Consider the following 23511-nt stretch of genomic DNA (forward strand, 5'->3'; position numbering starts at 1 on the left):
GCCTAACCAGTCGGCCGCCCGATCACGCAGGAGCCTCCGGAACGCCGCCCCTCAGTTCGGCGGCTACAGTCGGCCCCATGGCTAAGAAGTGGGAATACGCGACCGTGCCGCTCCTCGTGCACGCGACGAAGCAGATCCTGGACACCTGGGGCGAGGACGGCTGGGAGCTCGTACAGGTCGTACCGGGACCGAACAACCCGGAGCAGCTGGTGGCGTACCTGAAGCGTGAGAAGCAGGCATGAGCGCTGTAGAGGAGAAGCTGGCCGCGATGGGCCTGGCGCTGCCGCCCGTCGTGCCGCCGGTCGCCGCGTACCAGCCGGCCGTGCGGTCGGGAGCGTACGTCTTCACGGCCGGGCAGCTGCCCATGGTCGACGGCACGCTGCCGGTGACCGGCAAGGTCGGCGCCGAGGTCACCGCCGAGGAGGCCAAGGACCTGGCCCGTACGTGCGCCCTGAACGGACTGGCCGCGATCAAGTCGGTCGCCGGTGACCTGGACCGCATCGCGCGCGTCGTGAAGGTCGTCGGCTTCGTCGCGTCCGCGCCCGACTTCACCGGGCAGCCCGGCGTGATCAACGGCGCGAGCGAACTGCTCGGCGAGGTCCTCGGCGAGAAGGGCGTGCACGCCCGCAGCGCCGTCGGCGTCGCGGTGCTGCCGCTCGACGCGCCGGTCGAGGTCGAGTTCCAGGTGGAGCTCGTCGAGGCGTGAGCCGCTGACCCGGGTGACGGGTGGGTCTCGAACATCCGCCCGTCACCGGTTAGCCTCCGGCCATGGCAAACGGGCAGTGGTACCCACCCGAGTGGCCGGAACGCATCCGGGCCCTCGCCGACGGCACGCTCACGCCCGCGACGCCGAGGCGCGCCGCGACCGTGATGCTGCTCAGGGACGTCCTCCCGGGCGGCATCGAGGTGCACATGCTCCGCAGACGTACGTCGATGGCGTTCGCGGCCGGTGCGTACGCGTATCCCGGCGGCGGCGTGGACCCCCGTGACGACGACCGGCAGGTCCGCTGGGCCGGACCGTCGCGCGCGCGGTGGGGCGAGCGGCTCGGCGTCCCGGAGAAGGAGGCCCAGGCGATCGTCTGCGCCGCCGTCCGCGAGACGTTCGAGGAGGCGGGCGTGCTGCTCGCCGGGCCCACCCCGGACACCGTCGTCGAGGACACCACCGGCGACGACTGGGCCGCCGACCGGCAGGCGCTGATCGGCCGCGACCTGTCCTTCGCCGAGTTCCTGGAGCGCCGCGGGCTCGTGCTGCGCTCGGACCTGCTGGGCGCCTGGGCCCGCTGGATCACCCCGGAGTTCGAGCCGCGCCGCTACGACACCTGGTTCTTCGCCGCCGCGCTCCCGGCCGGGCAGCGCACCAGCGACGACTCCTCCGAGGCCGACCGCACCGTGTGGATCGGCCCCCGAAGCGCCGCGTCGGCGTACGACCGGGGCGAGTTGACGATGATGCCGCCCACCATCGCGACGCTGCGCACCCTGGCGGCGTACGAGGACGTGAGCGGGGCGCTCGCCGGTTCGACGGAGCGCGACCTCACCCCCGTACTGGCACAGGCGCGCCTGGAGGACGGCGAGTTGGTGCTGTCCTGGCCGGGGCACGACGAGTTCACCAAGCACATTCCCACGGGGGGAACCCAGCGATGACCGAAGCCGCCGCCCTGCCCGGACAGCCGCGCGGCGGGGTGCTCTCCGGCCCCGCCACCGCCCGCGCCGTCAACGTCCTCGCGCCCAACGCGTCCGCGATGACCCTCGACGGCACCAACACCTGGATCGTCGCCGAGCCCGACAGCGACCTCGCCGTCGTCATCGACCCGGGGCCGCTGGACGACGCCCACCTGAAGAACGTGATCGACGTCGCCGCGAAGGCCGGCCGCCGCGTCGCGCTCACCCTGCTCACGCACGGCCACCCCGACCACGCCGAAGGCGCGGGCCGGTTCGCCGAGCTGACCGGCACGAAGGTGCGCGGGCTCGACCCGGCGCTGCGCCTGGGCGACGAGGGGCTCGCGGCCGGTGACGTCGTCACGACGGGCGGCCTGGAGCTGCGCGTCGTCCCGACCCCCGGCCACACCGCCGACTCGCTCTGCTTCCATCTCCCCGCCGACCGAGCGGTACTGACCGGCGACACGATCCTCGGCCGGGGCACGACGGTCGTCGCGCACCCCGACGGCCGGCTCGGCGACTACCTGGACACGCTGCGCCGGCTGCGCTCGCTGACCGTCGACGACGGCGTGCACACGGTGCTGCCCGGCCACGGCCCCGTGCTCGACGACGCCCAGGGCGCCGTCGAGTTCTACCTCGCCCACCGCGCCCACCGCCTCGCCCAGGTCGAGACGGCGGTCGAGAACGGGTACGCGCGGGCGGCCGACGTCGTCGCCCACGTGTACGCGGACGTGGACCGGACGCTGTGGCCGGCGGCCGAGCTGTCCGTCCTGGCCCAGCTCGACTACCTGCGCGAACACGGCCTGATCTAGACCTCGTCGGGGTCCCGCGGCCACTCGATGCCGAGGGTGGCCAGGCGGGCGGGGTCGGCGATGATGTCGACCTCGACGACCCTGCCCCCGCGGAACGTGAAGGCGAGGACCGAGTAGACCTCGCCGCCCGGCGCCGCCACGATGCCCATGCCGTCGCCGACGAACGCCGGGTGCGACACCGGGGCCGTACGCCCGTACAGCGCGGCCTGACCGGCCACCTCCAGGGCGCCGCGGACCAGCTTCGACGCCGTGCCCGGACCCGCGTCGACGCGCAGCAGCACGTCCGGGTCGAGGAGTTCGAGCAGCGCCTCGAAGTCACCGGCGCGGGTGGCGGCCAGCCAGGCCTCGACGACCACGCGCTGCCGGGCGATGTCGGTGTCGGGCGGCACGGCGGCCCCGGAGACCCGGCGCCGCGCCCTGCTCGCCAGCTGCCGGGTCGCCGCAGGGGTGCGCTCCACGATCGGCGCGAGCTCCTCGAACGGCACGGCGAACATGTCGTGCAGCACGAACGCGAGCCGCTCGGCCGGGGCGAGGGTGTCCAGGACGACGAGCAGCGCGAGCCCGACCGAGTCCGCCAGTTCGGCCTCGTGGACGGGGTCGGCGGTCCTGACCACCGGGTCGGGCACGCGCGTCTCCGCGGAGCCCGCCTCACCTGCCTCCAGGGGGTCCTCACGGCGCGACGCGCGCGTCCGCAGCATGTCCAGGCAGATCCGCCCGACGACGGTCGTCAGCCAGCCGCTCAGGTTCCGCACGTCGTCGGCGCCGTCCCGCTGCAACCGCAGCCAGCTCTCCTGGACCGCGTCCTCGGCCTCGCTGAACGATCCCAGCATCCGGTACGCCACGGCCCGCAGCCGGCCGCGCTCCGTCTCGAAGCGCGCCGCCAGATCGGTGTCGGACTGCACCATGAGTGATTTCCCCCTGTGTCGGTTCCACGTTGCCTACGGTGCCTGCGTCGTCTTCGGTGCCCACGTCGCTTCGTGCGGCCGGTGATCAGGGCCGTGGGGCCTTGACGCCGTGCTCGCGCGCGTACGCGTCGGCGAGCCACGGCCCGATCTCCTCGGTGTACGTGCGCAGGGCCGCGAGGTCCCCCGTCGGCTCGCGCGCGGCGTCGGCCGCGTCCCGCATCGCCCCCGCCCACCGCGGGTGGTACCCGCCGAAGACCTCCGCCATCTCGCCCAGGTCGCTCGTCCAGCCGTTCCAGCGGGGCATGACCAGCGTGAAGCCCGTACGGACGAGATGGCGCGCCATGCCGCGCTGGAGGCCCCGCAGATCGGCGGGAGCGGCCTCGGCGATCCGCTCGCGCCAGCGCGGCAGGAGCAGGGCCAGGTCGCCGTTGGTCTCGCGGGCGAGCAGCGAGGTGGGCCGGTAGCGGGGCAGGTACTCGGCGAGGTCCTCGCCGAGCAGCGGGGTGCACAGGCAGGCCACGAACCAGCCCAGGTCGTACGTCTCCAGGTCGCTCAGGAGCCGCGCCCGGCTGAAGAGCAGCGTGCCCGCGCCGTCGATCTGCGTGAACTCCTTGTCCAGGGACTCGTCGAGCACGCGCGCTTCCGCCCGGTCGGCGTCGGTGGGCTCGTGGCGCAGGGCGAGCAGCAGGTCGAGGTCGGAGCGGCCGGGGCGGGCGGTGCCGCGCGGCACGGACCCGTACAGGTACGCGCTCGTCATCCGGGCCCCGAACACGTCGAGCAGCCGGTCACGCGCGGCGGCCACGACGGGGCGGAACGGGTCCTCGACACGGGCCAGGGAGCCCTCGCGCGCGAGGTACCCCTGGGCGTCGAGTCCGCGGGTCAGGTCGGCCATGAGCCAACTGTGCAGGGAAGCGGCGGGGACGGCACGTCATTTCCGCCTGCCCGGACCCGGCACGGCGGGATGCGCGGGAAGACGGGGGAGTACGAGAAGGGGCCCCGCCGCGCGATGCGGTGGGACCCCTGCTCGTCGAGCCGTGTCGAGCCGTGTCGAGCCGTGTCGAGCCGTGTACGGCGCTGTGCCGCCGGGTGGCTCTCGTGGTCGCCACGGGCCCGCTACCGGGTCAGCGCGAACGCTTCGCGAGGCGCTCCACGTCCAGGAGGATCACGGCGCGGGCCTCCAGGCGCAGCCAGCCGCGGCCCGCGAAGTCGGCGAGGGCCTTGTTCACGGTCTCGCGGGAGGCGCCGACCAGCTGGGCCAGCTCTTCCTGCGTGAGGTCGTGCACGACGTGGATGCCCTCCTCGGACTGCACGCCGAAGCGGCGCGACAGGTCGAGCAGCGCGCGGGCGACACGGCCCGGCACGTCGGAGAAGACCAGGTCGGACATCTGGTCGTTCGTCTTGCGCAGTCGCCGGGCGACGGCGCGCAGCAGGGCGGCGGCCACCTCCGGGCGTGCGTTCAGCCAGGGCTGGAGGTCGCCGTGGCCGAGGCCGAGCAGCTTCACCTCGGTCAGCGCGGAGGCGGTGGCGGTACGCGGGCCCGGGTCGAACAGCGACAGCTCGCCGATCAGCTCTCCGGGGCCGAGCACGGCCAGCATGTTCTCCCGGCCGTCGGGGGAGGTGCGGTGGAGCTTCACCTTGCCCTCGGTGACCACGTACAAGCGGTCTCCCGGGTCGCCCTCGTGGAACAGGGCGTCACCGCGCGCGAGGGTCACCTCACTCATGGAGGCGCGGAGCTCCGCGGCCTGCTCGTCATCGAGCGCCGCGAAGAGCGGGGCGCGCCGCAGAACGTCGTCCACGAGTTTCTCTCCTATGTCGCCTGCACTGTGGGGGGACTGCCGGGAAACGCCTCGGAAAGGTATTTCCCGTTCCCCATTTTGCCGGACGGTCCAAACAGTGTGATCAGTCACTCGGACACAAGTCTGCCGCACCCGCGTCACAAGCCGAGGGGGAGGGGGCCAATCGGGGGCCGATCCGACTGCTCCGGGGCGGATGTCGGTGCCGGGCTCTAGGCTGGCCGGGTGTTCAAAAAGCCGGTGAGAGCGCAGGCGGAGGAGGCCGAGACGATGTCAGCCGACCATGATTCCGCTGTGGGCGAACAGGGCACGTGGGTGCCCCGGCTGTGCGCCGTTCCGGGGTCCGTACAGGGGAAGGCCGCGTAGTCGATGCCCGCGAAGAAGAAGACGCCAGCCGTCGTGAAGACCTCAGCCGCGAAGACGACGACACCGGCGACCAAGACACCGGCGACGAAGACACCGGCGACCAAGACACCGGCCGCGAAGACGACCGAGGCGACCAGGACGACCAAGGCGACCAGGACGACGAAGACGCCGGCCACCAAGACACCGGCCACCAAGACACCGGCCACCAAGACGTCAGCCGCGAAGGCGCCTGCCGCGAAGGCGCCTGCCGCGAAGGCGTCTGTCGCCAAGACGGCGAAGGCCCCCGCCGCCCAGCGCGTCGCCGCCAAGCCCGAGTCCCGTACCGCCCTCGTCCGCCGGGCGCGGAAGATCAACCGGGAGCTCGCGGAGGCGTACCCGTACGCGCACCCGGAGCTGGATTTCGAGAATCCCTTCCAGCTCCTCGTCGCCACGGTGATGTCCGCCCAGACGACCGACCTCAGGGTCAATCAGACGACGCCGGGCCTGTTCGCCAAGTACCCGACCCCCGAGGACCTCGCCGCAGCGAACCCGGAGGAGGTCGAGGAGCTGATCAGGCCCACCGGGTTCTTCCGCGCCAAGACGCGGTCGATCATGGGCCTGGCCAAGGCCCTGACGGAGGAGTTCGGCGGCGAGGTCCCCGGCCGCCTCGAAGACCTGGTCAAGCTGCCGGGCGTGGGCCGCAAGACCGCGTTCGTCGTGCTCGGGAACGCGTTCGGACGGCCCGGCATCACCGTCGACACCCACTTCGGCCGCCTCGTGCGCCGCTGGAAGTGGACGGACGAGACGGACCCGGACAAGGTCGAGAAGGCGATCGGCGAGCTGTTCCCGAAGAGCGAGTGGACCCAGCTCAGCCACCACGTGATCTTCCACGGCCGCCGCATCTGCCACGCCCGCAAACCGGCCTGCGGCGCCTGCCCCATCGCCCCGCTCTGCCCGGCGTACGGCGAGGGGGAGACGGACCCCGAGAAGGCGAAGAAGCTCCTCAAGTACGAGAAGGGCGGCTTCCCCGGCCAGCGCCTCAACCCCCCGCAGTCGTACCTGGACGCGGGCGGTGTCCCGGCCCCGCCCCTGGGCGGCACGATCGGGTGACGGGGGAACGAACGGGGGACGGTCGGGCGTTGGGCCCATCACGACAGGGGACGGGACGACGATGAAGCACGTGAGCGAGATCGGCAGCGATATCAGCGGGTTCGACGGCGGTACCGGTGACCAGGGCGACGCCCACGGCGGTGCGGGAGCCCCCGGGATCTCGGACATCACCCTGAGCACGGACGGCCTGCCCGGCTGGCTCGACCCCGTCGCCCACGCCGCCACCACGATCCGCGGCGAGCAGCTCAGCCGCTTCCTGCCGCCCGAGGACGGCGCGGGCCGCCAGTCCGCGGTCCTGATCCTCTTCGGCGAGGGCGAGCGCGGCCCCGAGCTGCTGCTCATGGAGCGCGCGGGATCGCTGAGATCGCACGCGGGCCAGCCCTCGTTCCCCGGCGGCGCCCTCGACCCGGAGGACGGCGACCCGCGCACGGAGGGCCCGCTGCGGGCCGCGCTGCGGGAGGCCTGGGAGGAGACGGGCCTCGACCCGAGCGGCGTCCAGCTCTTCGGGGCGCTGCCCAAGCTGTACATCCCGGTGAGCGGATTTGTCGTGTCGCCCGTACTGGGATGGTGGCGGGTGCCGACACCCGTCGCGGCGGTGGACCCGGCGGAGACGGCCCGCGTCTTCACGGTCCCCGTGGCGGATCTCACGGACCCGGCGAACCGGGCGACGACGATCCATCCGAGCGGCCACAAAGGCCCCGCGTTCCTGGTGGAATCGGCGCTGGTGTGGGGGTTCACGGCCGGAGTGATCGACCGGCTGCTGCATTTCGCGGGCTGGGAGAGGCCCTGGGACCGAGCGAAGACGGTCCCACTCGACTGGCGCTCATGACAGGGTGCAGCAAGACACAGGGCAACACCACGTACCGCGGCGCGACCCGCGGCGGCACGAGCGAGACCAGCAGGACGCGGAGCAGACCGACGCGACGCGGCACGACCCCGACCGGCACCACACAAGGCAGTACGGCGCACAGCGGCACGACGCTACGCGGCGAGATACAAGGCAGCGAGATACAAGGCGAGGCATGAATCGGTGAACGTGCTGGACATCCTGCTGCTCGCGGCCGCCGTGTGGTTCGCGATCGTCGGCTACCGCCAGGGGTTCGTCGTCGGCATCCTGTCGGTGATCGGCTTCCTCGGCGGCGGCCTCGTCGCCGTCTACACGCTGCCGGTCGTCTGGGGCGCCGTCAGCGACGACGCGGAGGTCACCACGACAGCCGCGGTCGTCGCCGTGGTCGTCGTGATCGTCTGCGCCTCGGTGGGCCAGGCCTTCACCACCCACCTCGGCAACAAGCTGCGCAGATACATCACCTGGTCCCCGGCCCGCGCGCTCGACGCGACGGGCGGTGCGCTGGTCAACGTCGCGGCGATGCTCCTGGTCGCGTGGCTGATAGGTTCCGCGCTCGCCGGCACCACGCTCCCCACGGTCGGCAAAGAGGTCCGCAGCTCCAAGGTGCTGCTCGGCGTCTCACGGGCGCTGCCCACGCAGGCGGACACCTGGTTCGCCGACTTCTCCTCCACGCTCGCGCAGAACGGCTTCCCGCAGGTCTTCAGCCCGTTCGCGAACGAGCCGATCACCGAGGTCAAGCCGCCCGACCCGGCCCTGGCGAACAGCCGGGTGGCCCTTGAGGCGAAGCGTTCCATCGTCAAGGTCGTGGGCCAGGCGCCCAGTTGCGGCAAGGTCCTCGAAGGCACCGGCTTCGTCTTCGCGGACCGCCGGGTCATGACGAACGCGCACGTGGTCGGCGGCGTCGACGAACCCACCGTCCAGATCGGCGGCGAGGGCGTCCGGTACGACGCGAAGGTCGTCCTCTACGACTGGAAGCGCGACATCGCGGTCCTGGACGTGCCGTCGCTGAAGGCACCCCCGCTCCAGTTCACGTCGACGGACGCGCAGCGCGGCGGCGGCGCGATCGTCGCGGGCTTCCCGGAGAACGGCGCGTACGACGTGCGTCCCGCGCGGGTCCGGGGCCGCATCACGGCCAAGGGCCCGGACATCTACCACCGCGGCACGGTCGAGCGCGACGTGTACTCGCTGTACGCGACGGTCCGTCAGGGCAACTCGGGAGGACCGCTCCTGACGCCCGAAGGCAAGGTGTACGGCGTCGTCTTCGCCAAGTCCCTCGACAGCGCGGAGACGGGCTACGCGCTGTCCGAGGACGAGATCCGCACCGACATCACGCAGGGCCGCTCAGCGGTCCAGCAGGTCGACAGCGACGCCTGCGCGCTGTGAGGTGAGGTGAGGTGAGGTGCCGGGTCGCGGTCACTCGCGGCCGGTGTGCCGGATCCGCGCCGTGACCCACCGGGCCCGACGCCGCAGAATGCGCGGAATACCCAGCCGGGGATCGTGCGCCACAGGGTCCTGCGGCGCTCCCCTCTGGGGAGTGCCCAGCGTCATCGCTGGGCGGCGGTTGCGTGCTGCGTCACTGTAGTCGTGCGTCCAGCCCATACACCGACGTCTGCCCGTGCCCCAAGGTCGGTAATCACCCTCACAGCCCTCAAATTGGCCTATGCGCCAGGCATTTGGCTGTTCGTAGGACAGACGTTCCCGCCCGCATACCGGGCGCTCACGAACCGTCACGGAAACGGCCGTCGGCGGGGTCGCCGAACACGTCACCGATCGGGTTCGGGGTCCTTCAGCCAGTTGACGAGCTCGGTGGAGAACGCCACGGGGTCCTCCTCGTGCGGGAAGTGCCCGAGACCCTCGAACAGCCGCCAGCGGTACGGCGCCTCGACGTACTCGCCGGAGCCGGCCGCGCTGCGCGTACGCATCACGGGGTCGAGCGCGCCGTGCAGATGCAGCGTCGGCACCCGCACCGGCCGCTTCATCCGCCGGTTGAACTGGATCCCGTCGGGGCGGGCGAGCGAGCGCACCATCCACCGGTACGGCTCGACCGAGCAGTGCGCGGTCGACGGGATGCACATGGCGCGCTGGTACGCCTCCACGGACGTGTCGTCGGGCTGCCGCGGCCCCGACCACGAGCGGATCAGCTTGCCCACCAACGCCCCGTCGTCGGCGACCAGTTGACGCTCGGGCAGCCAGGGTCGTTGCAGACCCCAGACGAACGAGCCCGAACGCGACTGCCGGTAGTCCGCCACCATCGCCGAGCGCCAGCGCCGCGGGTGCGGCATCGAGGACACGGCGAGCCGCCGCACCAGCTTCGGCCGCATCACGGCCGCGGTCCAGGCGAGGTACCCGCCGAGGTCGTGCCCGACGAGCGCCGCGTCGGGCTCGCCGAGCGAGCGGATCACGCCGGTGACGTCGAGCGCGAGGTTCGCCGGGTCGTAACCGCGCGGCGTACGGTCGCTGCCGCCCACTCCCCGCAGGTCCATGGCGACCGCCCGGAACCCCGCGTCGGCGAGCGCGACGAGCTGGTGCCGCCACGACCACCAGAACTGCGGGAACCCGTGCAGGAGCAGGACCAGCGGCCCGTCACCCAGTTCGGCGATGTGGAAGCGCGCGCCGTTGGCCGCGACGTCCCGGTGGAGCACCTCGGTCCCGCCGGGGATGTCGAGTCGTACGAGAGAGGCGGGCGGTTGGGCCGATGGGGTGGCGGGGTCCGTCATGAGGACGAGCGTGCCACAGCCTCGATGGCCTCGGGGACACGGTCGCCCTTGGTGACCTCTCGCGGGTGCGGCTTGGCGTTCTGGAGTACGCCCGCCGACTCCTTGAACGAGGCGGCGACCTTCTGCGGTCCCTTGCCCTTCTTGGCCTTCTTGGCGAAGACGGTGCCGATGGCGAACAGGACGAGCGCGAGCAGCACGTTCGCCGCGAAGGAGAGCAGGAAGCACCAGCCGAGGTTCCAGCCGCCCTCGCCGTTGTGCCCGCCGGTCCAGGCCTGGATGCCGTAGGCCAGGGCGAAGCTCAGCATCGGCAGCGAGAAGACCAGCACGGCGGCACCGACCGAGAACAGGCCGCCGCTGGTCGCCCCGCGCTTCACGTCCTGCTTCAGCTGGGCCTTCGCCAGGGCGATCTCGTCGTGCACCAGTGCGGACATCTCGGTCGTCGCCGAGGCGAACAGCTGGCCGATGCTGCGTTCGGCGCCGACCGGGCTGCCGTCGGGTGCGCTCATCGCGTACTCCCTCTTCTGCTGTACGTGTCTGGGTGTCAGATCATGCCGGACGCTCGCCCCCGTCGCCTGCCCCGCCCGCCACTTCGGCAAGCCTGCGGTGCTCCGCGGCCTTCTTCTCGTAGATCGCGGCCATCCGCAGGTGGTACTCCGGCTTGTCCTTCTCGTAGACGTCGGGGATGCCGTCGGCGTCCTCGTCGCGCTCCTCCTCCTCCCACAGCGCGCGGTACTTGGCGTTCCGGATCTTCAGCAGGATGCTGCTGAGGACGGCCGCGATCAGGGAGCCCATCAGGACGGACGCCTTGATCTCATCGGTCAGCAGTTCGTCCCCGGCGAAGGCGAGTTCGCCGATGAGCAGCGAGACCGTGAAGCCGATGCCGGCGAGCGAGGCGACCGCGAAGACGTCCGGCCAGGCCAGCTCGTCCGACAGCGAGGCCTTGGTGAACCGTGCCGTCAGCCACGTACCGCCGAAGATGCCGAGGGCCTTGCCGACGACGAGTCCGAACACCACGCCGAGCGTCTCGGGCTTGGTGAACACATCGCCCAGGGCGCCGCCGGACACCGCGACCCCGGCGCTGAGCAGGGCGAACAACGGCACCGCGAGCCCGGCCGACACCGGGCGCACGAGGTGCTCGATGTGCTCGCCGGGCGAGTGCTCCTCGCTTTCTTCCCTGGTGCAGCGCAGCATCAGGCCCATCGCGACACCGGCGATGGTGGCGTGGACGCCGCTGTTGTACATGAGCGCCCAGATGACGAGGGCGAGCGGCACGTAGATGTACCAGCCGTGGACGCGCTTCCTGAGCAGCAGCCAGAAGACGGCGAGGCCGACGGCGGCGCCGCCGAGCGCGGCGAAGTCGATGTCGCTGGTGAAGAAGACCGCGATGATCAGGATCGCGAAGAGGTCGTCGACGACGGCGAGGGTCAGCAGGAACGCGCGCAGGGCGCTCGGCAGGGACGTACCGATGACGGCGAGGACCGCGAGGGCGAAGGCGATGTCGGTGGCCGTGGGCACGGCCCAGCCGTCCAGGGAGCCGCCGCCGATGGTGTTCACGACCACGTACACGAGGGCCGGGACGGCCATGCCGCACAGCGCGGCGACGACCGGGAGCGCGGCGGCCTTGGGGTCGCGCAGGTCACCGGCGACGAGTTCCCGCTTGAGCTCGATGCCGGCGACGAAGAAGAACAGGGCGAGGAATCCGTCGGCGGCCCAGTGCTCGGTGGTGAGGTTCAGGCCGATGGCGCCGGGGCCTATGTGGAAGTCGCTGAAGGTCTCGTAGCTGTGGCTGAGGGCCGGGACGTTGGCCCAGATCAGGGCGCAGATGGCGGAGACGAGGAGGAGCACACCGCCGACGGTCTCGGTGCGGAGGGCGTCGGCCACGAAATTACGCTCGGGCAGGGAGAGCCGGCCGAATGCTTTGTGGTCGTTCTTGCGGGGCGCGCTCACGCGGGGGACCTCCGGTCGGGTACGGCTGACTGCTTTGCCGACCAGACTTCCCGGCGCACCCTGTGGATCCCTGACGGATCCCTGTCACGTCCTTGACGTGACCTTGACTTTGACCTCGACCCTACAGGGTGCGTGCGGGACGTCACGTGGCGATCATCACGATACGCACGAAACGGGCACCCGGCGCGCTCGCCGGATGCCCGTTCCCTCAGTGCTCGCGGGGGTCAGTCCTCGCTGGACGCCGCCGGCAGCTTCGTCTGGATCAGGTCCATGACGGAGGAGTCGGTGAGCGTGGTGACGTCACCCAGCTCCCGGTTCTCCGCGACGTCGCGGAGCAGGCGCCGCATGATCTTGCCGGACCGCGTCTTGGGCAGCTCGGCGACCGGCAGGACCCGCTTGGGCTTGGCGATCGGGCCGAGCACGGCGCCCACGTGGTTGCGCAGGTCGGCCACCAGGTTCTCGTCGTCCGCGTTCGCGCTGCCGCGCAGGATCACGAAGGCGACGATCGCCTGACCGGTCGTCTCGTCCGCGGCGCCGACGACGGCGGCCTCGGCGACGGCCGGGTGCGAGACCAGCGCCGACTCGACCTCGGTGGTGGAGATGTTGTGACCGGAGACGAGCATGACGTCGTCCACGCGGCCGAGGAGCCAGATGTCGCCGTCCTCGTCCTTCTTGGCGCCGTCACCGGCGAAGTACTTGCCCTCGAAGCGGGACCAGTACGTGTCGATGAACCGCTGGTCGTCGCCCCAGATGGTGCGCAGCATCGACGGCCACGGCTCGGTGAGGGCGAGATAGCCACCGCCGCCGTTCGGCACCTCGTTCGCCTCGTCGTCCAGGACGGTCGCGGAGATACCGGGCAGCGCGCGCTGGGCGGAGCCCGGCTTGGCCTCGGTGACGCCCGGCAGCGGCGAGATCATGATCGCGCCGGTCTCGGTCTGCCACCAGGTGTCCACGACGGGGCACTTGTCGGCGCCGATGTTCTTCCGGTACCACATCCAGGCCTCGGGGTTGATCGGCTCACCGACCGAGCCGAGCACCCGCAGGCTGCTGAGGTCGAACTTCGCGGGGATGTCGTCGCCCCACTTCATGAACGTACGAATGGCCGTGGGCGCCGTGTAGAGGATCGAGACGCCGTACTTCTGCACGATCTCCCAGAACCGGCCCTGGTGCGGGGTGTCCGGGGTGCCCTCGTAGATGACCTGCGTCGCACCGTTCGAGAGCGGCCCGTACGTGATGTACGAGTGCCCGGTGACCCAGCCGATGTCGGCCGTGCACCAGTAGACGTCCGTCTCCGGCTTGAGGTCGAAGACGGCGTGGTGCGTGTAGCTGGCCTGCGTCAGGTAGCCGCCCGAGGTGTGCAGGATGCCCTTCGGCTTCCCCGTCGTGCCCGACGTGTACAGGATGAAGAGCGGCTGCTCGGCGTCGAACGCCTGCGGGGTGTGCTCCGCCGACTGCTTGCCGACGACGTCGTGCCACCACACGTCGCGGCCCTCGGTCCACGCCACGTCCTGCTCGGTGCGCCGCACGACGAGGACCTTGGCCACGCCCTCCACACGGGTGAGGGCGTCGTCGACCGCGGGCTTCAGCGCGGACGGCTTGCCGCGGCGGTAGCCGCCGTCGGCCGTGATGACGACCTTGGCGTCGGCGTCCTCGATGCGCTTGGCGATGGCGTCGGCCGAGAAGCCGCCGAAGACGACCGAGTGCGCGGCGCCGATGCGGGCGCAGGCCAGCATCGAGACGACGGCCTCGGGGATCATCGGCAGGTAGACGGCGACGCGGTCACCGGCCTGGACGCCCAGCTCGGTCAGCGCGTTCGCGGCCCGGCTGACCTCGTCCTTGAGCTCGGCGTAGGTGATCGCGCGGCTGTCGCCGGGCTCGCCCTCGAAGTGGATCGCGACCCGGTCGCCGTTGCCGGCCTCGACGTGCCGGTCGACGCAGTTGTACGCGACGTTCAGCTTGCCGTCCTTGAACCACTTGGCGAACGGCGGGTTCGACCAGTCGAGGGTCTCGGTCGGCTCCGTGGCCCAGGTCAGGCGGCGGGCCTGCTCGGCCCAGAAACCGAGCCGGTCAGCCTTGGCCTGCTCGTACGCCGCCGCCGTGACGTTGGCGCTCGCGGCCAGGTCAGCCGGCGGCGCGAAGCGACGCTCCTCCTTCAAGAGGTTGGCCAGGCTTTCGTTGCTCACGACGCTTCTCCCATTCCCAGGGTGTCCGTTGTGTCCCAGGCCACAGCTCATCAGACGGTGACCCCTGCTGACAAGGGCCGCCGTCGAAATGGTTTAGACCTGTTGTCGGTGGTGCGGCGGCTTTCGGTGCGGCACTTGGTCTCACGACCGGAACGCCCAAGCGGTTCACTCGGTAACGCTTCCGCCCGCCCGCCCCAAGTACCGGTGAAGAGCCAGTGAGCAGTCCGAGTCGGACGAAGGAGACACCGAGTGGAACGGACAAGGGGTGGGCCCGCCGCCGCGGCGCGCGATCCCGAACTCTTCGCGGAGTTCTACCGGAGACACCTGGACGCGGTGATGCGCTTCGTCGCCCGGCGCGTCGACGACCCGCACACCGTCGCGGATCTGACGGCGGAGATATTCCTCGCGGTCCTCGACTCCGCGCACACCTACCGGCCGGGCCTCGGCAGTGAGACCGGCTGGCTGTACGGCATCGCCCGCAACGTCGTCTCCGCCGAGCGCCGCAGGGTCGCCCGCGACACCCGGCGCGATCAACGCGTCAGCGGGCGGCGCCTGTTGGAGGCCGACGACATCACGCGCATCGAGGAGCGCGTCGACGCGGAGCGGCGGGGGCGGCGCGCGGCCGTCGCCATGGAGTCGCTGCCGGACGGCGAGCGGGCCGTCCTGGAGCTGATCGCGGTCGACGAACTGACCGTCACGGAGGCCGCCGCCGCCCTCGGCATCCGCCAGGTCACCGCCCGCGTCCGACTGCACCGCGCCCGCAAGGCGCTGCGCGCGTACGCCACCGACGACGCACGGACCGTCTCCGCACCCACCACACCCACCACACCCACGTATGCGACCGGGGGAGAAGCATGAGCACGAGGACGACGTTCGAGGACCGGCTGCTGAGCGAGTTGCAGCAGGAGATCACCCGGCGCGCGGCCGCCGCGCCGGCCACCGCGACGGCGCCGCCCGTACGGGTCCGCCGTGTGGTCACCCGCCCCGGCTCGCGCTCGCCGCAGGGGTCTGCGCGGCGGCGGGACTCGCCACGGTGCTGGCACCGGGTTCCCCCACCGACACCCCGGCCTACGCGCTGGAGCGGCACGACGACGGCAGCGTCACGCTGACCATCGAGGACCTGGCCCTCGACTCCGAGGGGCAGGCCGACCTCGCCGGACGGCTGAAGGCGGAGGGCATCACCGTCAGCAGCGACACCCTGAAGGAGGGCTACCGGTGCAGGAGTCCGCGCGGCACGAGCCTGCCCGGCTCGTTCACGCCCGACCACGGTTCCTCGCCCCGGGACGGCAAGACCGGCACCCGGGCGGTGGAGCGGGACCTGGTGCGGAGCGCCGCCGTGGCCGGGACCTGGAAGGTCACGCTCCGCAGGGGTGACTCGCTGGCCTTCGAGAACCAGGAGCCGGTCAAGGGCAAGGGCCGGACGGGGATGTTCTACGCCGTGCGCGGCGAACTCGCCCCGTGCGTACCGGTACCGGTCGAGCAGCCCGCCACGGAGCCGACGGGATCGCCGGACATCCGCACGGCGAAGTGAGAACGGGGGTGCGGCCGGGAAGGGGACCCGGCCGCACCCCCGTCCGGCTGTTCACGCCGGGCTGGGCTGGCCTTCCTCCGCGCCGTCCACGTGGCCGAAGACCGGATCGCCCTCGGTGAGCAGATACGCCTGCGCCTCACCGACGTGGAAGTACATCCCGTGCAGTTCGAGCGCGCCCTGCTCCAGGGCCCGTGCGACCGACTCGTGCGCCCGCAGATGCTCCAGCTGCTGGACCACGTTGGTCAGGCAGAGCTGCTCGATCGCGTCGGCGGGCGCGCGGCCCGCGAGCCGCGCCCACGGCAGAGCCTTGTCTGTCATCCGCTCCAGGCTCGGCATCCCGTGCCGCAGCCACCGCTTGAGCGGCGTCTGCGCGCCGCTCCCGGTGGGCGGGCTGGTGAGCAGCGCCTGCATGGCCCCGCACCCGGAGTGCCCGCACACGGTGATCGACTGCACCTTCAGCACGTCGACGGCGTACTCGATCGCCGCCGCCACCGAGTCGTCACCGGCCTCGGCGCCGGGCAGCGGGACGAGATTGCCCACGTTCCGTACGACGAAGAGGTCGCCGGGACCGCTGGACGTGATCATCGAGGTGACCAGCCGCGAATCGGCGCAGGTGAGGAAGAGCTGGGTGGGCTTCTGCCCCTCCCGCGCGAGCCGCGCCAGCTCGCTGCGGACGAGCGGCGCCGTGTTGCGCTGGAACGCGCTGATCCCACTGGCCAGTTGATGCCCGCCACGCCGCGTGGGCGCGGGAGCGGACGCCGATGCCGATGCCGACGCGGTTTCGGGCGAGGGCGACGGCGAGGCCGCGGGGGTGTGGTCGTTCGGCCGGTCGCAGTGGTGGTTGCGCCACGGCGTCCAGGGACGGCAGCACGAGTGCGCCGCCCTGGCCGGCTCGGCGATCCGGGCTCCGCCGCGCCCGCCCGTCGCGACCTTGCCGCCCTGCGCGACGTGCGACTTCTGCCAGTCCTGCAAGGCCTCGTACGCGGCGTGGTCCATGAACGACCCGTCCAACTCCACGACGCAGTCGGCCCCATGGGGCACCTGGTGCAGGGAGCGGCTCAGCCGGGGCACGGCGAGGAACGTCAACTGCCCGCGGACGCGCACATGGTGGACGCCGCTCGTGTCCACGTCGTGCGTGATGCGGGTGCGCGTGAGGCGGTGCAGCGCGACCCCGACGGCGACCGCGACACCGAGTCCGACGCCTTCGAGGACGCCGAAGAGGACGACGCCGAGGGTGGTCACGACGTACACCAGGACCTCACGGTGGCGGGTGACCGTGCGGATGTGGTTCAGGGACACCATCTGGATGCCGACCGCCATCACCAGGGCGGCGAGCGAGGCGAGCGGGATCAGCTCCAGGACGGGGATCAGGAACAGCGTGGCCGCCACCACCCAGACGCCGTGCAGCATCGAGGAGTTCCCGCTCACCGCACCCGCGTTGATGTTCGCCGTGCTGCGCACCGCGACGCCGGCGACGGGCAGTCCGCCGAGCGAACCGGAGACGATGTTCGACGCGCCCTGGGAGAGCAGCTCCCGGTCCAGGTTCGAGCGGCGCATCTCGGGCGGCAGGTCGGTCCGTGCCGCGGCCATCTTGTCCACGGCGACGGCCCCGAGCAGCGACTGCACGCTGCACACCAGGGTGGTCGTCAGGACGGCGGCGGCGATCCCGAGCACCGGCCCGTCCGGCAGCCCGGCGAGGGCGTGACTGCTCCAGGACGGCAGGTCCACCTCGGGCAGCGTCAGGCCGAACAGGGCGGTCGCCGCGCTCGCGGCCGTCACGGCGACGAGCGCCGCCGGTACCTTGCGCGTGGCCCGCCCGATCCGGCCCGGCACGCGGGGCCAGGCGAAGAGGACGACGAGGGTGAGGGTGCTCATGGCGAGGGCGGCCGGTTGCACGTCGGCCAACTGGGCGGGCAGCGCCCGCACGTTGTCGATCACGGCGCTCTCGGGGGTGCCGCCGAGGACGATGTGCAGCTGGGCCACGGCGATGGTGATGCCGATCCCGGCGAGCATGCCGTGCACGACGGCCGGGCTGACGGCGAGGGCGGTGCGGGCCACCCGCAGGCAGCCGAGCCCGAGCTGGGCGACCCCGGCCATCACGGTGATCGCGCAGGTGGTCCGCCAGCCGTAGCGCTGGATCAGCTCGGCGGTGACCACGGTGAGGCCGGCGGCGGGGCCGCTGACCTGGAGCGGGGCGCCGCCCAGGGCGCCGGCGACGAGTCCGCCGACGGCGGCGGCGACGAGCCCGGACTCCAGGGGCGCGCCGGTCGCCAGGGCGATGCCGAGGGACAGGGGCAGGGCGATCAGGAAGACCGCGACGGACGCGGACAGATCGGCGCCCGCGAGGTGGAAGCGGCGGCGGGGCGCCGGTGGCGGACTGTGCGCCTTGCGGGCGGCGGCTGTGGGCTCGTCCGTCCGGTCGGAGTCACTGGCACGAGTAGGTACGCAGGCAGACATGGTTCCCGTCTCCTCCGGGGTGCAGCGCGGTCGCGGAATGTGGGGGGACCCCTGAGCGGTGGGTGGGGTCGATCGCGGCCGTGGTTCACGGCGTGCAGCGGCGGGATGAAAAAACAACGCTCGGTAAATGAACAGTAATCCAGAGTAAAGGTTGTGGACGGATTAACCGGGCAAATGGGGTAATCCTTCACTCTGGAGAGTGAATAAGATTCTTGGTCGGCTTGTCGGACAAATGCCGCGCCGGACTCGTGCGACGTTGGCGCCGCCGCCCGCGCAGAGCGGGCATTCCTCGCATTCACCGTCGTGCAAGCCGAGTCCAAGGAAGAAGGTGGGCGGAAGATGGCCGCCACCCAGAGGATCGTCGCGGGCATCACCGCCGCGGCGGCGTGCGCCGCAGCCCTCGCCGGTTGCGCGAACAGCGACACCGGCGCCGGGTCCCGGCAGGGCGCCCCCGGCCCCAAGAAGGCCGCCCCCGCCGCCCCCGCCGCGCCCGGCAGCGTGGTCCGCCTGATCGGCGACGGCTCGACCGCGTACACCGGTCAGCAGCCGCACCTGCCGAGAGCCGAGCGCCTGAGACCGGGCCAGAAGCCCCCGCAGTTCGTGGTCTTCTCCTGGGACGGCGCGGGCGAGGACAGCCAGCGGCTCTTCTCGCACTTCCGCAAGGTCGCCAAGAAGAACAACGCGACCATGACGTACTTCCTCAGCGGCGTGTACATGCTCCCGGAGAACCGGGCGAGCCAGTACCACCCGCCGCAGCACTCGCCGGGCCGCTCGGACATCGGCTTCAACGACACCAAGGGGATCGCCGACACCGTCGAGCAGCTGCGCGGCGCCTGGCTCGAGGGCAATGAGATCGGCACCCACTTCAACGGCCACTTCTGCGGCAGCGGCGGTGGCGTCGGCCAGTGGTCGGTGGCCGAGTGGAAGAGCGAGATCCAGCAGGCCAAGTCCTTCGTGAAGGCGTGGAAGACCAATACGGGCCTGAAGAAGGCGGCGCCGCTGCCCTTCGACTACGACAAGGAACTCGTCGGCGCCCGCACCCCCTGCCTGGAGGGCCAGAAGAACTTCACGCGCGCGGCCCACGAGATGGGCTTCCGCTACGACACCAGCGGCGTCAACGACCAGCTGTGGCCCAAGAAGAAGAACGGCCTGTGGGACCTGTCCATGCAGCTCGTGCCGTTCAAGGGGCACCGCTACGAGCAGCTCACCATGGACTACAACTTCATGGTCAACCAGTCGGGTACGGCGACCCAGGGCGACCCCGCCAAGCAGGAGTTCTGGGGCGACGAGATGCGCGACAGCCTGCTCGCCGGCTTCGACCGCGCCTACCGGGGCAACCGCGCCCCGCTGATCATCGGCAACCACTTCGAGTCCTGGAACGGCGGCCACTACATGCGCGCCGTCGAGGAGACGGTCGAGGCGGTCTGCACCAAGCGCGACGTCCGCTGCGTCTCCTTCCGGCAGCTCGCCGACTGGCTCGACGCGCAGGACCCGCAGACGGTGCACAAGCTCACCACGCTCGGCGTCGGCCAGGCGCCGCAGCAGGGCTGGGCGTCGTTCCTGGCCGACAAGCCCGCCCCGGCCCCCAAGGGGGTACCGGGCGCCCCGGCCGCCAAGCCGTAGCCCGGATCAGGCGGTCGCGACGACACTCTCGCGGAGCACGAAGGCGGGGTCGACCTGGGAAGCCAGGTCGGCGCCCGTCTTCTCGTTGCCCCAGCTCTGGGCGTTCTTCAGGTGGAAGTGGACCATCTGGCGCGAGTAACGCTCCCAGTCGCGGGACGTGTACGTGGCGTCGGCCGCGGCCTGAAGTGCTTGCAGGGAAGCCCTGTTGGCCTCCTCCAGGAGCTCGAAGCGCGGCGGCCGCCCCTTCTCCATGGCGCGCACCCAGTCCGAGTGCCCCACGGTGACGAGCAGGTCGTCGCCGACCTCGGAGCGCAGGAAGTCGAGGTCGTCCTCCCCCTGCACCTTGTTGCCCACGACCTTCAGGGCGACCCCGAAGTCCCGCGCGTACTCCTTGTACTGGCGGTAGACCGAGATCCCCTTGCGGGTCGGCTCGGCGACCAGGAACGTCATGTCGAAGCGGGTGAACATGCCGGAGGCGAAGGAGTCGGAGCCCGCGGTCATGTCGACCACCACGTACTCGCCCTGGCCGTCGACGAGGTGGTTCAGGCACAGCTCCACCGCTCCGGTCTTGGAGTGGTAGCAGGAGACGCCGAGGTCGGCCTCGGTGAAGGGGCCGGTGACCATCAGGCGCACCGTGCCGCCGTCGAGTTCCACGGGCCGCGCGCAGGCGTCGTACACCGGGTTGTTCTCGCGGACGCGCAGCAGCCGCGAGCCGTCGCCCGGCGGTGTCGTCTTGATCATCGTGTCGGCCGAGGCGATCCGCGGGTTCGAGCCGCGCAGATAGTCCTTGATGAGCGGCAGCCGGGCGCCCATGGCGGGCAGTTCGGCGGCGTCGTCGTCGTCGACGCCGAGCGCGGCCGCGAGGTGCTGGTTGATGTCGGCGTCGACGGCGATGACCGGGGAGCCGGTGGTGGCGAGGTGGCGGACGAAGAGCGAGGACAGCGTGGTCTTGCCGCTGCCGCCCTTCCCGACGAAAGCGATCTTCATGTTCACGTAGCGTAGTGCGACGGTGGCCATCCGTGGCGGGTCGGCGTGAAGAAGACCACTCCTTCGTGGGGCGGGGCCCTGGGGCCCGTAGGGTCGTACTCATGAGTACGACAGCCGACCCCCTCGCCGCTCTCGGCACCCTGCCGGGCGTCGCCGAGTCCGTGGAGTCCGTGCGCAAGGCCGTGGACCGGGTCTACGGCCACCGGGTCATGCGCCGCCGCAGCAACGAGATCACCTCCGAGGCGGCGCTGCGCGGTGCGCGCGGCAGCGCGGCGCTGTCCGGCGCGGACTGGGCCCTCGAAGAGGTGCGCAGGCGCTCCGACTTCAGCGGCGCGGACGGCGACAAGGAGTCGCCCGTCGTCGGCGCCGCACTGCGACTGACCGCCGAAGCGGGTCAACTCCTGTCCATCTGGCGGCAGTCGCCCCTGCGGGTCCTCGCGCGCCTCCACCTCGTCGCGGCCGCCGACAACGGCGACGCGGTCGGCCGGCCGCGCACGGCGGGCGAGACGGTCGACGAGCCGCTCGTCGAACTCCCGGTGCCGGACGCGGACGAGGTGGCGGGCCGCCTCGAAGGCCTCTCCCGGCTGATCATCGCGGGGAGTTCGGCGCCCGCCCTGGTGAGCGCCGCCGTCGTGCACGGCGAACTGCTCGCCGTGCGCCCCTTCGGCTCGCACAACGGCCTGGTCGCGCGCGCGGCCGAGCGCATCGTCCTGGTGGGCAGCGGCCTCGACCCGAAGTCGATCTGCCCCGCGGAGGTGGGCCACGCCGAGCTGGGACGCGCGGCGTACGCGGCCGCGCTCGACGGCTATGTCTCCGGTACGCCGGAGGGGATGGCGGCCTGGATCGCCCACTGCGGCAAGGCCGTCGAGCTGGGCGTCAGGGAGTCGACCGCGGTGTGCGAGGCGCTTCAGCGGGGCGCGGCGTGAAGATGCGGCGGTACGAGTTCACGTACCGCCGCTGGCATGTCCACCGGGTTACCAAGCGTCCTCGATATGTTGCCCATCAGGTCGGGAACTTGTGCCCGTCACCTGGTGCGGCTGGCCCGTAATCGACGGGTCGACGTCGCGTGGGTGCCCTGTGTTCATGCTCGGTCCGTGGGGCCTTGATTGCGTGTGAAGGTGATCCTCTCGGATGTCCTTGGTCTCGCGGGCCGTTGACTCCTTTGTACTCCTCCCCTGAGGGATGCGAAAGTCCTGGCTCCACTTCTTTACTTTTAGGTTCAAACAGGGCGAACGGGACCCTGGTGCGAGGCCCCGTCGAGGCCCTATCGGGCGCTCGCCAGGGCCCGGCGCCTGCTGGCGTACCAGACCAGTCCCGCCGTGGCCGCCGCCGCGCCGACCGCGGCCGCCGCGACCAGCGCCGGACGCGAGGGCGCGCCCAGGTTCGGCAGCCGCTGCTTGAGCCGGACCGGCCTGTGGAAGTCGAGAATCGGCCACTCGCGCGCGAGCGCCTCGCGGCGCAGCGCCCGGTCGGGATTGACCGCGTACGGGTTCCCGACGGCGCTCAGCATCGGCAGGTCCGTGGCCGAGTCGCTGTACGCGTAGCAGCGCGCGAGGTCGTACCCCTCGGTCCGCGCCAGCTCCTTCACGGCCTCCGCCTTCGTGGGCCCGTACGCGTAGTACTCCACCTCTCCGGTGAAGCAGCCGTCGTCCCCGACGACCATGCGGGTGGCCACCACCCGGTCCGCGCCGAGCAGTTCACCGATCGGCTCCACGACCTCGGCACCCGAGGTGGAGACGATGACGACGTCGCGGCCGGCGGTGTGGTGCTCCTCGATGAGCGAGGCCGCCTCGTCGTAGATGATCGGGTCGATCAGATCGTGCAGCGTCTCGGCGACGAGCTCCTTCACCTGCTGCACGTTCCAGCCCCGGCACAGGTCCGAGAGGTACGTGCGCATCCGCTCCATCTGGTCGTGGTCCGCGCCACCGACCAGGAAGACGAACTGCGTGTACGCGGTGCGCAGCACGGCCCGTCGATTGATCAGCCCGCCTTGGTAGAACGACTTGCTGAAGGTGAGCGTGCTCGACTTGGCGATGACGGTCTTGTCGAGATCGAAGAACGCGGCTGTGCGGGGAGCCGAGTGCGGCAAGGAGTGGTTTTCCACGAGCCCGAGCATAGGCGCCCACCATTCGGCGTAAGCTGTGGCGCGTGGGTTTGCCTGAGAAGCCTCTCGGGTACACCATGGAAGTCACGGATCGTTCGCGACCGTGCTAACCCGGTCTGGCTCCTCCCCCCCCGAGTCGGACCGTGGGGACGACCCCCGCTCTCCCCCCCGGCGGGGGTCGTCGCATGTCCGGACCCGTTTTCGGGTCCTTTTTTCATGCCCTTTTCCTAGGGGGAGCTGGGTTGTGGGCCTTTGGCGGCCTGTTGTGGATCCGTCACGCTGCGTGACATTTCGGGGTCGCGCGGGGGCCGTTCGGGTGTACCGCGGGTCCTCGTCGGATCCACCCCTGTCGGGTGACGGAGATATTCACAAGCGTTCTCGCGTCCACAGTTATCGACCAAGATCCACACGATTTCCCGGATCGCTGCACGGTGATTCCGCACGCGAAGTTCCGAGCGCTTCGGAATTCGTCGGCCCGCGGGTGCGGGCCGGTG

At 71.3% G+C, this 23511-nt stretch carries 22 protein-coding genes; 11 read left to right on the forward strand and 11 right to left on the reverse strand.

What is annotated here, in order from left to right; all coding sequences use genetic code 11:
* Window positions 1–77 precede the first annotated feature (77 nt).
* From V2W30_RS21410 to V2W30_RS21425, 4 genes are all read left to right on the forward strand, one after another.
* Complete coding sequence (locus V2W30_RS21410; RefSeq protein ID WP_073494871.1) at window positions 78–242, forward strand: DUF4177 domain-containing protein; 165 nt, start codon at window positions 78–80, stop codon at window positions 240–242.
* Window positions 239–706 (forward strand): RidA family protein, encoded by a 468-nt coding sequence (locus tag V2W30_RS21415; protein WP_338698783.1) that lies wholly within the window; start codon window positions 239–241, stop codon window positions 704–706. Before V2W30_RS21410 ends, V2W30_RS21415 begins: the two co-directional genes overlap by 4 nt.
* A 62-nt stretch (window positions 707–768) precedes the next feature.
* Window positions 769–1641, forward strand: a complete 873-nt coding sequence (locus V2W30_RS21420; RefSeq protein WP_338698785.1) for an NUDIX hydrolase — start codon at window positions 769–771, stop codon at window positions 1639–1641.
* On the forward strand, window positions 1638–2468 hold the full coding sequence (locus V2W30_RS21425) for an MBL fold metallo-hydrolase (protein WP_338698787.1): 831 nt from the start codon (window positions 1638–1640) through the stop codon (window positions 2466–2468). Before V2W30_RS21420 ends, V2W30_RS21425 begins: the two co-directional genes overlap by 4 nt.
* Here V2W30_RS21425 and V2W30_RS21430 read toward each other — a convergent pair.
* The 3 genes from V2W30_RS21430 to V2W30_RS21440 all read right to left on the reverse strand — a co-directional run bounded on the left by V2W30_RS21430 (window position 2465) and on the right by V2W30_RS21440 (window position 5169).
* The gene (locus V2W30_RS21430) at window positions 2465–3373 is read right to left on the reverse strand and encodes a sigma-70 family RNA polymerase sigma factor (RefSeq protein ID WP_338698789.1); all 909 of its coding nucleotides are present in this window, start codon (window positions 3371–3373) and stop codon (window positions 2465–2467) included. The genes V2W30_RS21425 and V2W30_RS21430 overlap by 4 nt on opposite strands.
* A gap of 85 nt (window positions 3374–3458) precedes the next feature.
* Window positions 3459–4265 (reverse strand): nucleotidyltransferase domain-containing protein, encoded by an 807-nt coding sequence (locus V2W30_RS21435; RefSeq protein ID WP_338698790.1) that lies wholly within the window; start codon window positions 4263–4265, stop codon window positions 3459–3461.
* Between the two features lie 229 nt (window positions 4266–4494).
* Window positions 4495–5169, reverse strand: a complete 675-nt coding sequence (locus V2W30_RS21440; protein ID WP_016642758.1) for a Crp/Fnr family transcriptional regulator — start codon at window positions 5167–5169, stop codon at window positions 4495–4497.
* Between the two features lie 366 nt (window positions 5170–5535).
* On the opposite strand from V2W30_RS21440, the gene nth reads away from it, so the two are divergent.
* The 3 genes from nth (at window position 5536) to V2W30_RS21455 (ending at window position 8851) form a co-directional block, all read left to right on the forward strand.
* Window positions 5536–6621, forward strand: a complete 1086-nt coding sequence (nth, locus tag V2W30_RS21445) for an endonuclease III (RefSeq protein ID WP_338698799.1) — start codon at window positions 5536–5538, stop codon at window positions 6619–6621.
* Between the two features lie 61 nt (window positions 6622–6682).
* On the forward strand, window positions 6683–7450 hold the full coding sequence (locus V2W30_RS21450; RefSeq protein WP_425244573.1) for an NUDIX hydrolase: 768 nt from the start codon (window positions 6683–6685) through the stop codon (window positions 7448–7450).
* A 201-nt stretch (window positions 7451–7651) separates the two neighbouring features.
* The gene (locus V2W30_RS21455; protein WP_338698801.1) at window positions 7652–8851 is read left to right on the forward strand and encodes a MarP family serine protease; all 1200 of its coding nucleotides are present in this window, start codon (window positions 7652–7654) and stop codon (window positions 8849–8851) included.
* A gap of 30 nt (window positions 8852–8881) precedes the next feature.
* Here V2W30_RS21455 and V2W30_RS21460 read toward each other — a convergent pair whose 3' ends face one another.
* From V2W30_RS21460 to acs, 5 genes are all read right to left on the reverse strand, one after another.
* Window positions 8882–9067 (reverse strand): hypothetical protein, encoded by a 186-nt coding sequence (locus V2W30_RS21460; RefSeq protein WP_338698803.1) that lies wholly within the window; start codon window positions 9065–9067, stop codon window positions 8882–8884.
* Window positions 9068–9231: 164 nt separating this feature from the next.
* On the reverse strand, window positions 9232–10185 hold the full coding sequence (locus tag V2W30_RS21465) for an alpha/beta hydrolase (protein ID WP_338698805.1): 954 nt from the start codon (window positions 10183–10185) through the stop codon (window positions 9232–9234).
* Complete coding sequence (locus V2W30_RS21470; RefSeq protein WP_338698806.1) at window positions 10182–10691, reverse strand: phage holin family protein; 510 nt, start codon at window positions 10689–10691, stop codon at window positions 10182–10184. Before V2W30_RS21470 ends, V2W30_RS21465 begins: the two co-directional genes overlap by 4 nt.
* Before the next feature lie 40 nt (window positions 10692–10731).
* Entirely contained in the window at window positions 10732–12132 is a 1401-nt protein-coding gene (nhaA, locus tag V2W30_RS21475; protein ID WP_338698807.1) for a Na+/H+ antiporter NhaA, read from the reverse strand.
* Window positions 12133–12356: 224 nt separating this feature from the next.
* Window positions 12357–14366, reverse strand: a complete 2010-nt coding sequence (gene acs, locus V2W30_RS21480) for an acetate--CoA ligase (RefSeq protein WP_338698808.1) — start codon at window positions 14364–14366, stop codon at window positions 12357–12359.
* A gap of 198 nt (window positions 14367–14564) precedes the next feature.
* Between acs and V2W30_RS21485 the strand changes: the two genes are divergently transcribed.
* Both V2W30_RS21485 and V2W30_RS21490 read left to right on the forward strand, forming a co-directional pair.
* Window positions 14565–15173 carry a sigma-70 family RNA polymerase sigma factor gene (locus V2W30_RS21485; protein ID WP_338698810.1) on the forward strand — a complete coding sequence of 203 codons (609 nt, stop codon included), beginning with the start codon at window positions 14565–14567 and terminating at the stop codon, window positions 15171–15173.
* A gap of 175 nt (window positions 15174–15348) precedes the next feature.
* On the forward strand, window positions 15349–15846 hold the full coding sequence (locus tag V2W30_RS21490) for a hypothetical protein (RefSeq protein ID WP_338698813.1): 498 nt from the start codon (window positions 15349–15351) through the stop codon (window positions 15844–15846).
* A 51-nt stretch (window positions 15847–15897) separates the two neighbouring features.
* On the opposite strand, the gene V2W30_RS21495 is transcribed toward V2W30_RS21490, so the two are convergent.
* Window positions 15898–18303, reverse strand: coding sequence for a bifunctional SulP family inorganic anion transporter/carbonic anhydrase (locus V2W30_RS21495; RefSeq protein WP_338698815.1), 2406 nt, complete (start codon window positions 18301–18303; stop codon window positions 15898–15900).
* 339 nt (window positions 18304–18642) lie between these two features.
* On the opposite strand from V2W30_RS21495, the gene V2W30_RS21500 reads away from it, so the two are divergent.
* A complete protein-coding gene (locus V2W30_RS21500; protein WP_338698816.1) occupies window positions 18643–19926 on the forward strand; it encodes a hypothetical protein in 1284 nt (427 codons plus the stop codon).
* A gap of 6 nt (window positions 19927–19932) precedes the next feature.
* Here V2W30_RS21500 and V2W30_RS21505 read toward each other — a convergent pair whose 3' ends face one another.
* On the reverse strand, window positions 19933–20913 hold the full coding sequence (locus tag V2W30_RS21505; RefSeq protein WP_338698817.1) for an ATP-binding protein: 981 nt from the start codon (window positions 20911–20913) through the stop codon (window positions 19933–19935).
* A 101-nt stretch (window positions 20914–21014) separates the two neighbouring features.
* Here V2W30_RS21505 and V2W30_RS21510 point away from each other — a divergent pair, with 101 nt between their 5' ends.
* The gene (locus V2W30_RS21510; protein ID WP_338698819.1) at window positions 21015–21839 is read left to right on the forward strand and encodes an oxidoreductase; all 825 of its coding nucleotides are present in this window, start codon (window positions 21015–21017) and stop codon (window positions 21837–21839) included.
* Between the two features lie 338 nt (window positions 21840–22177).
* On the opposite strand, the gene V2W30_RS21515 is transcribed toward V2W30_RS21510, so the two are convergent.
* Window positions 22178–23029: an HAD-IB family hydrolase gene (locus V2W30_RS21515; RefSeq protein WP_338698821.1), complete on the reverse strand. Its 852-nt coding sequence runs from the start codon at window positions 23027–23029 to the stop codon at window positions 22178–22180.
* Window positions 23030–23511 lie beyond the last annotated feature (482 nt).

This window comes from Streptomyces sp. Q6 (genome assembly GCF_036967205.1).
Classification (GTDB): Bacteria; Actinomycetota; Actinomycetes; order Streptomycetales; family Streptomycetaceae; genus Streptomyces; species Streptomyces citrinus.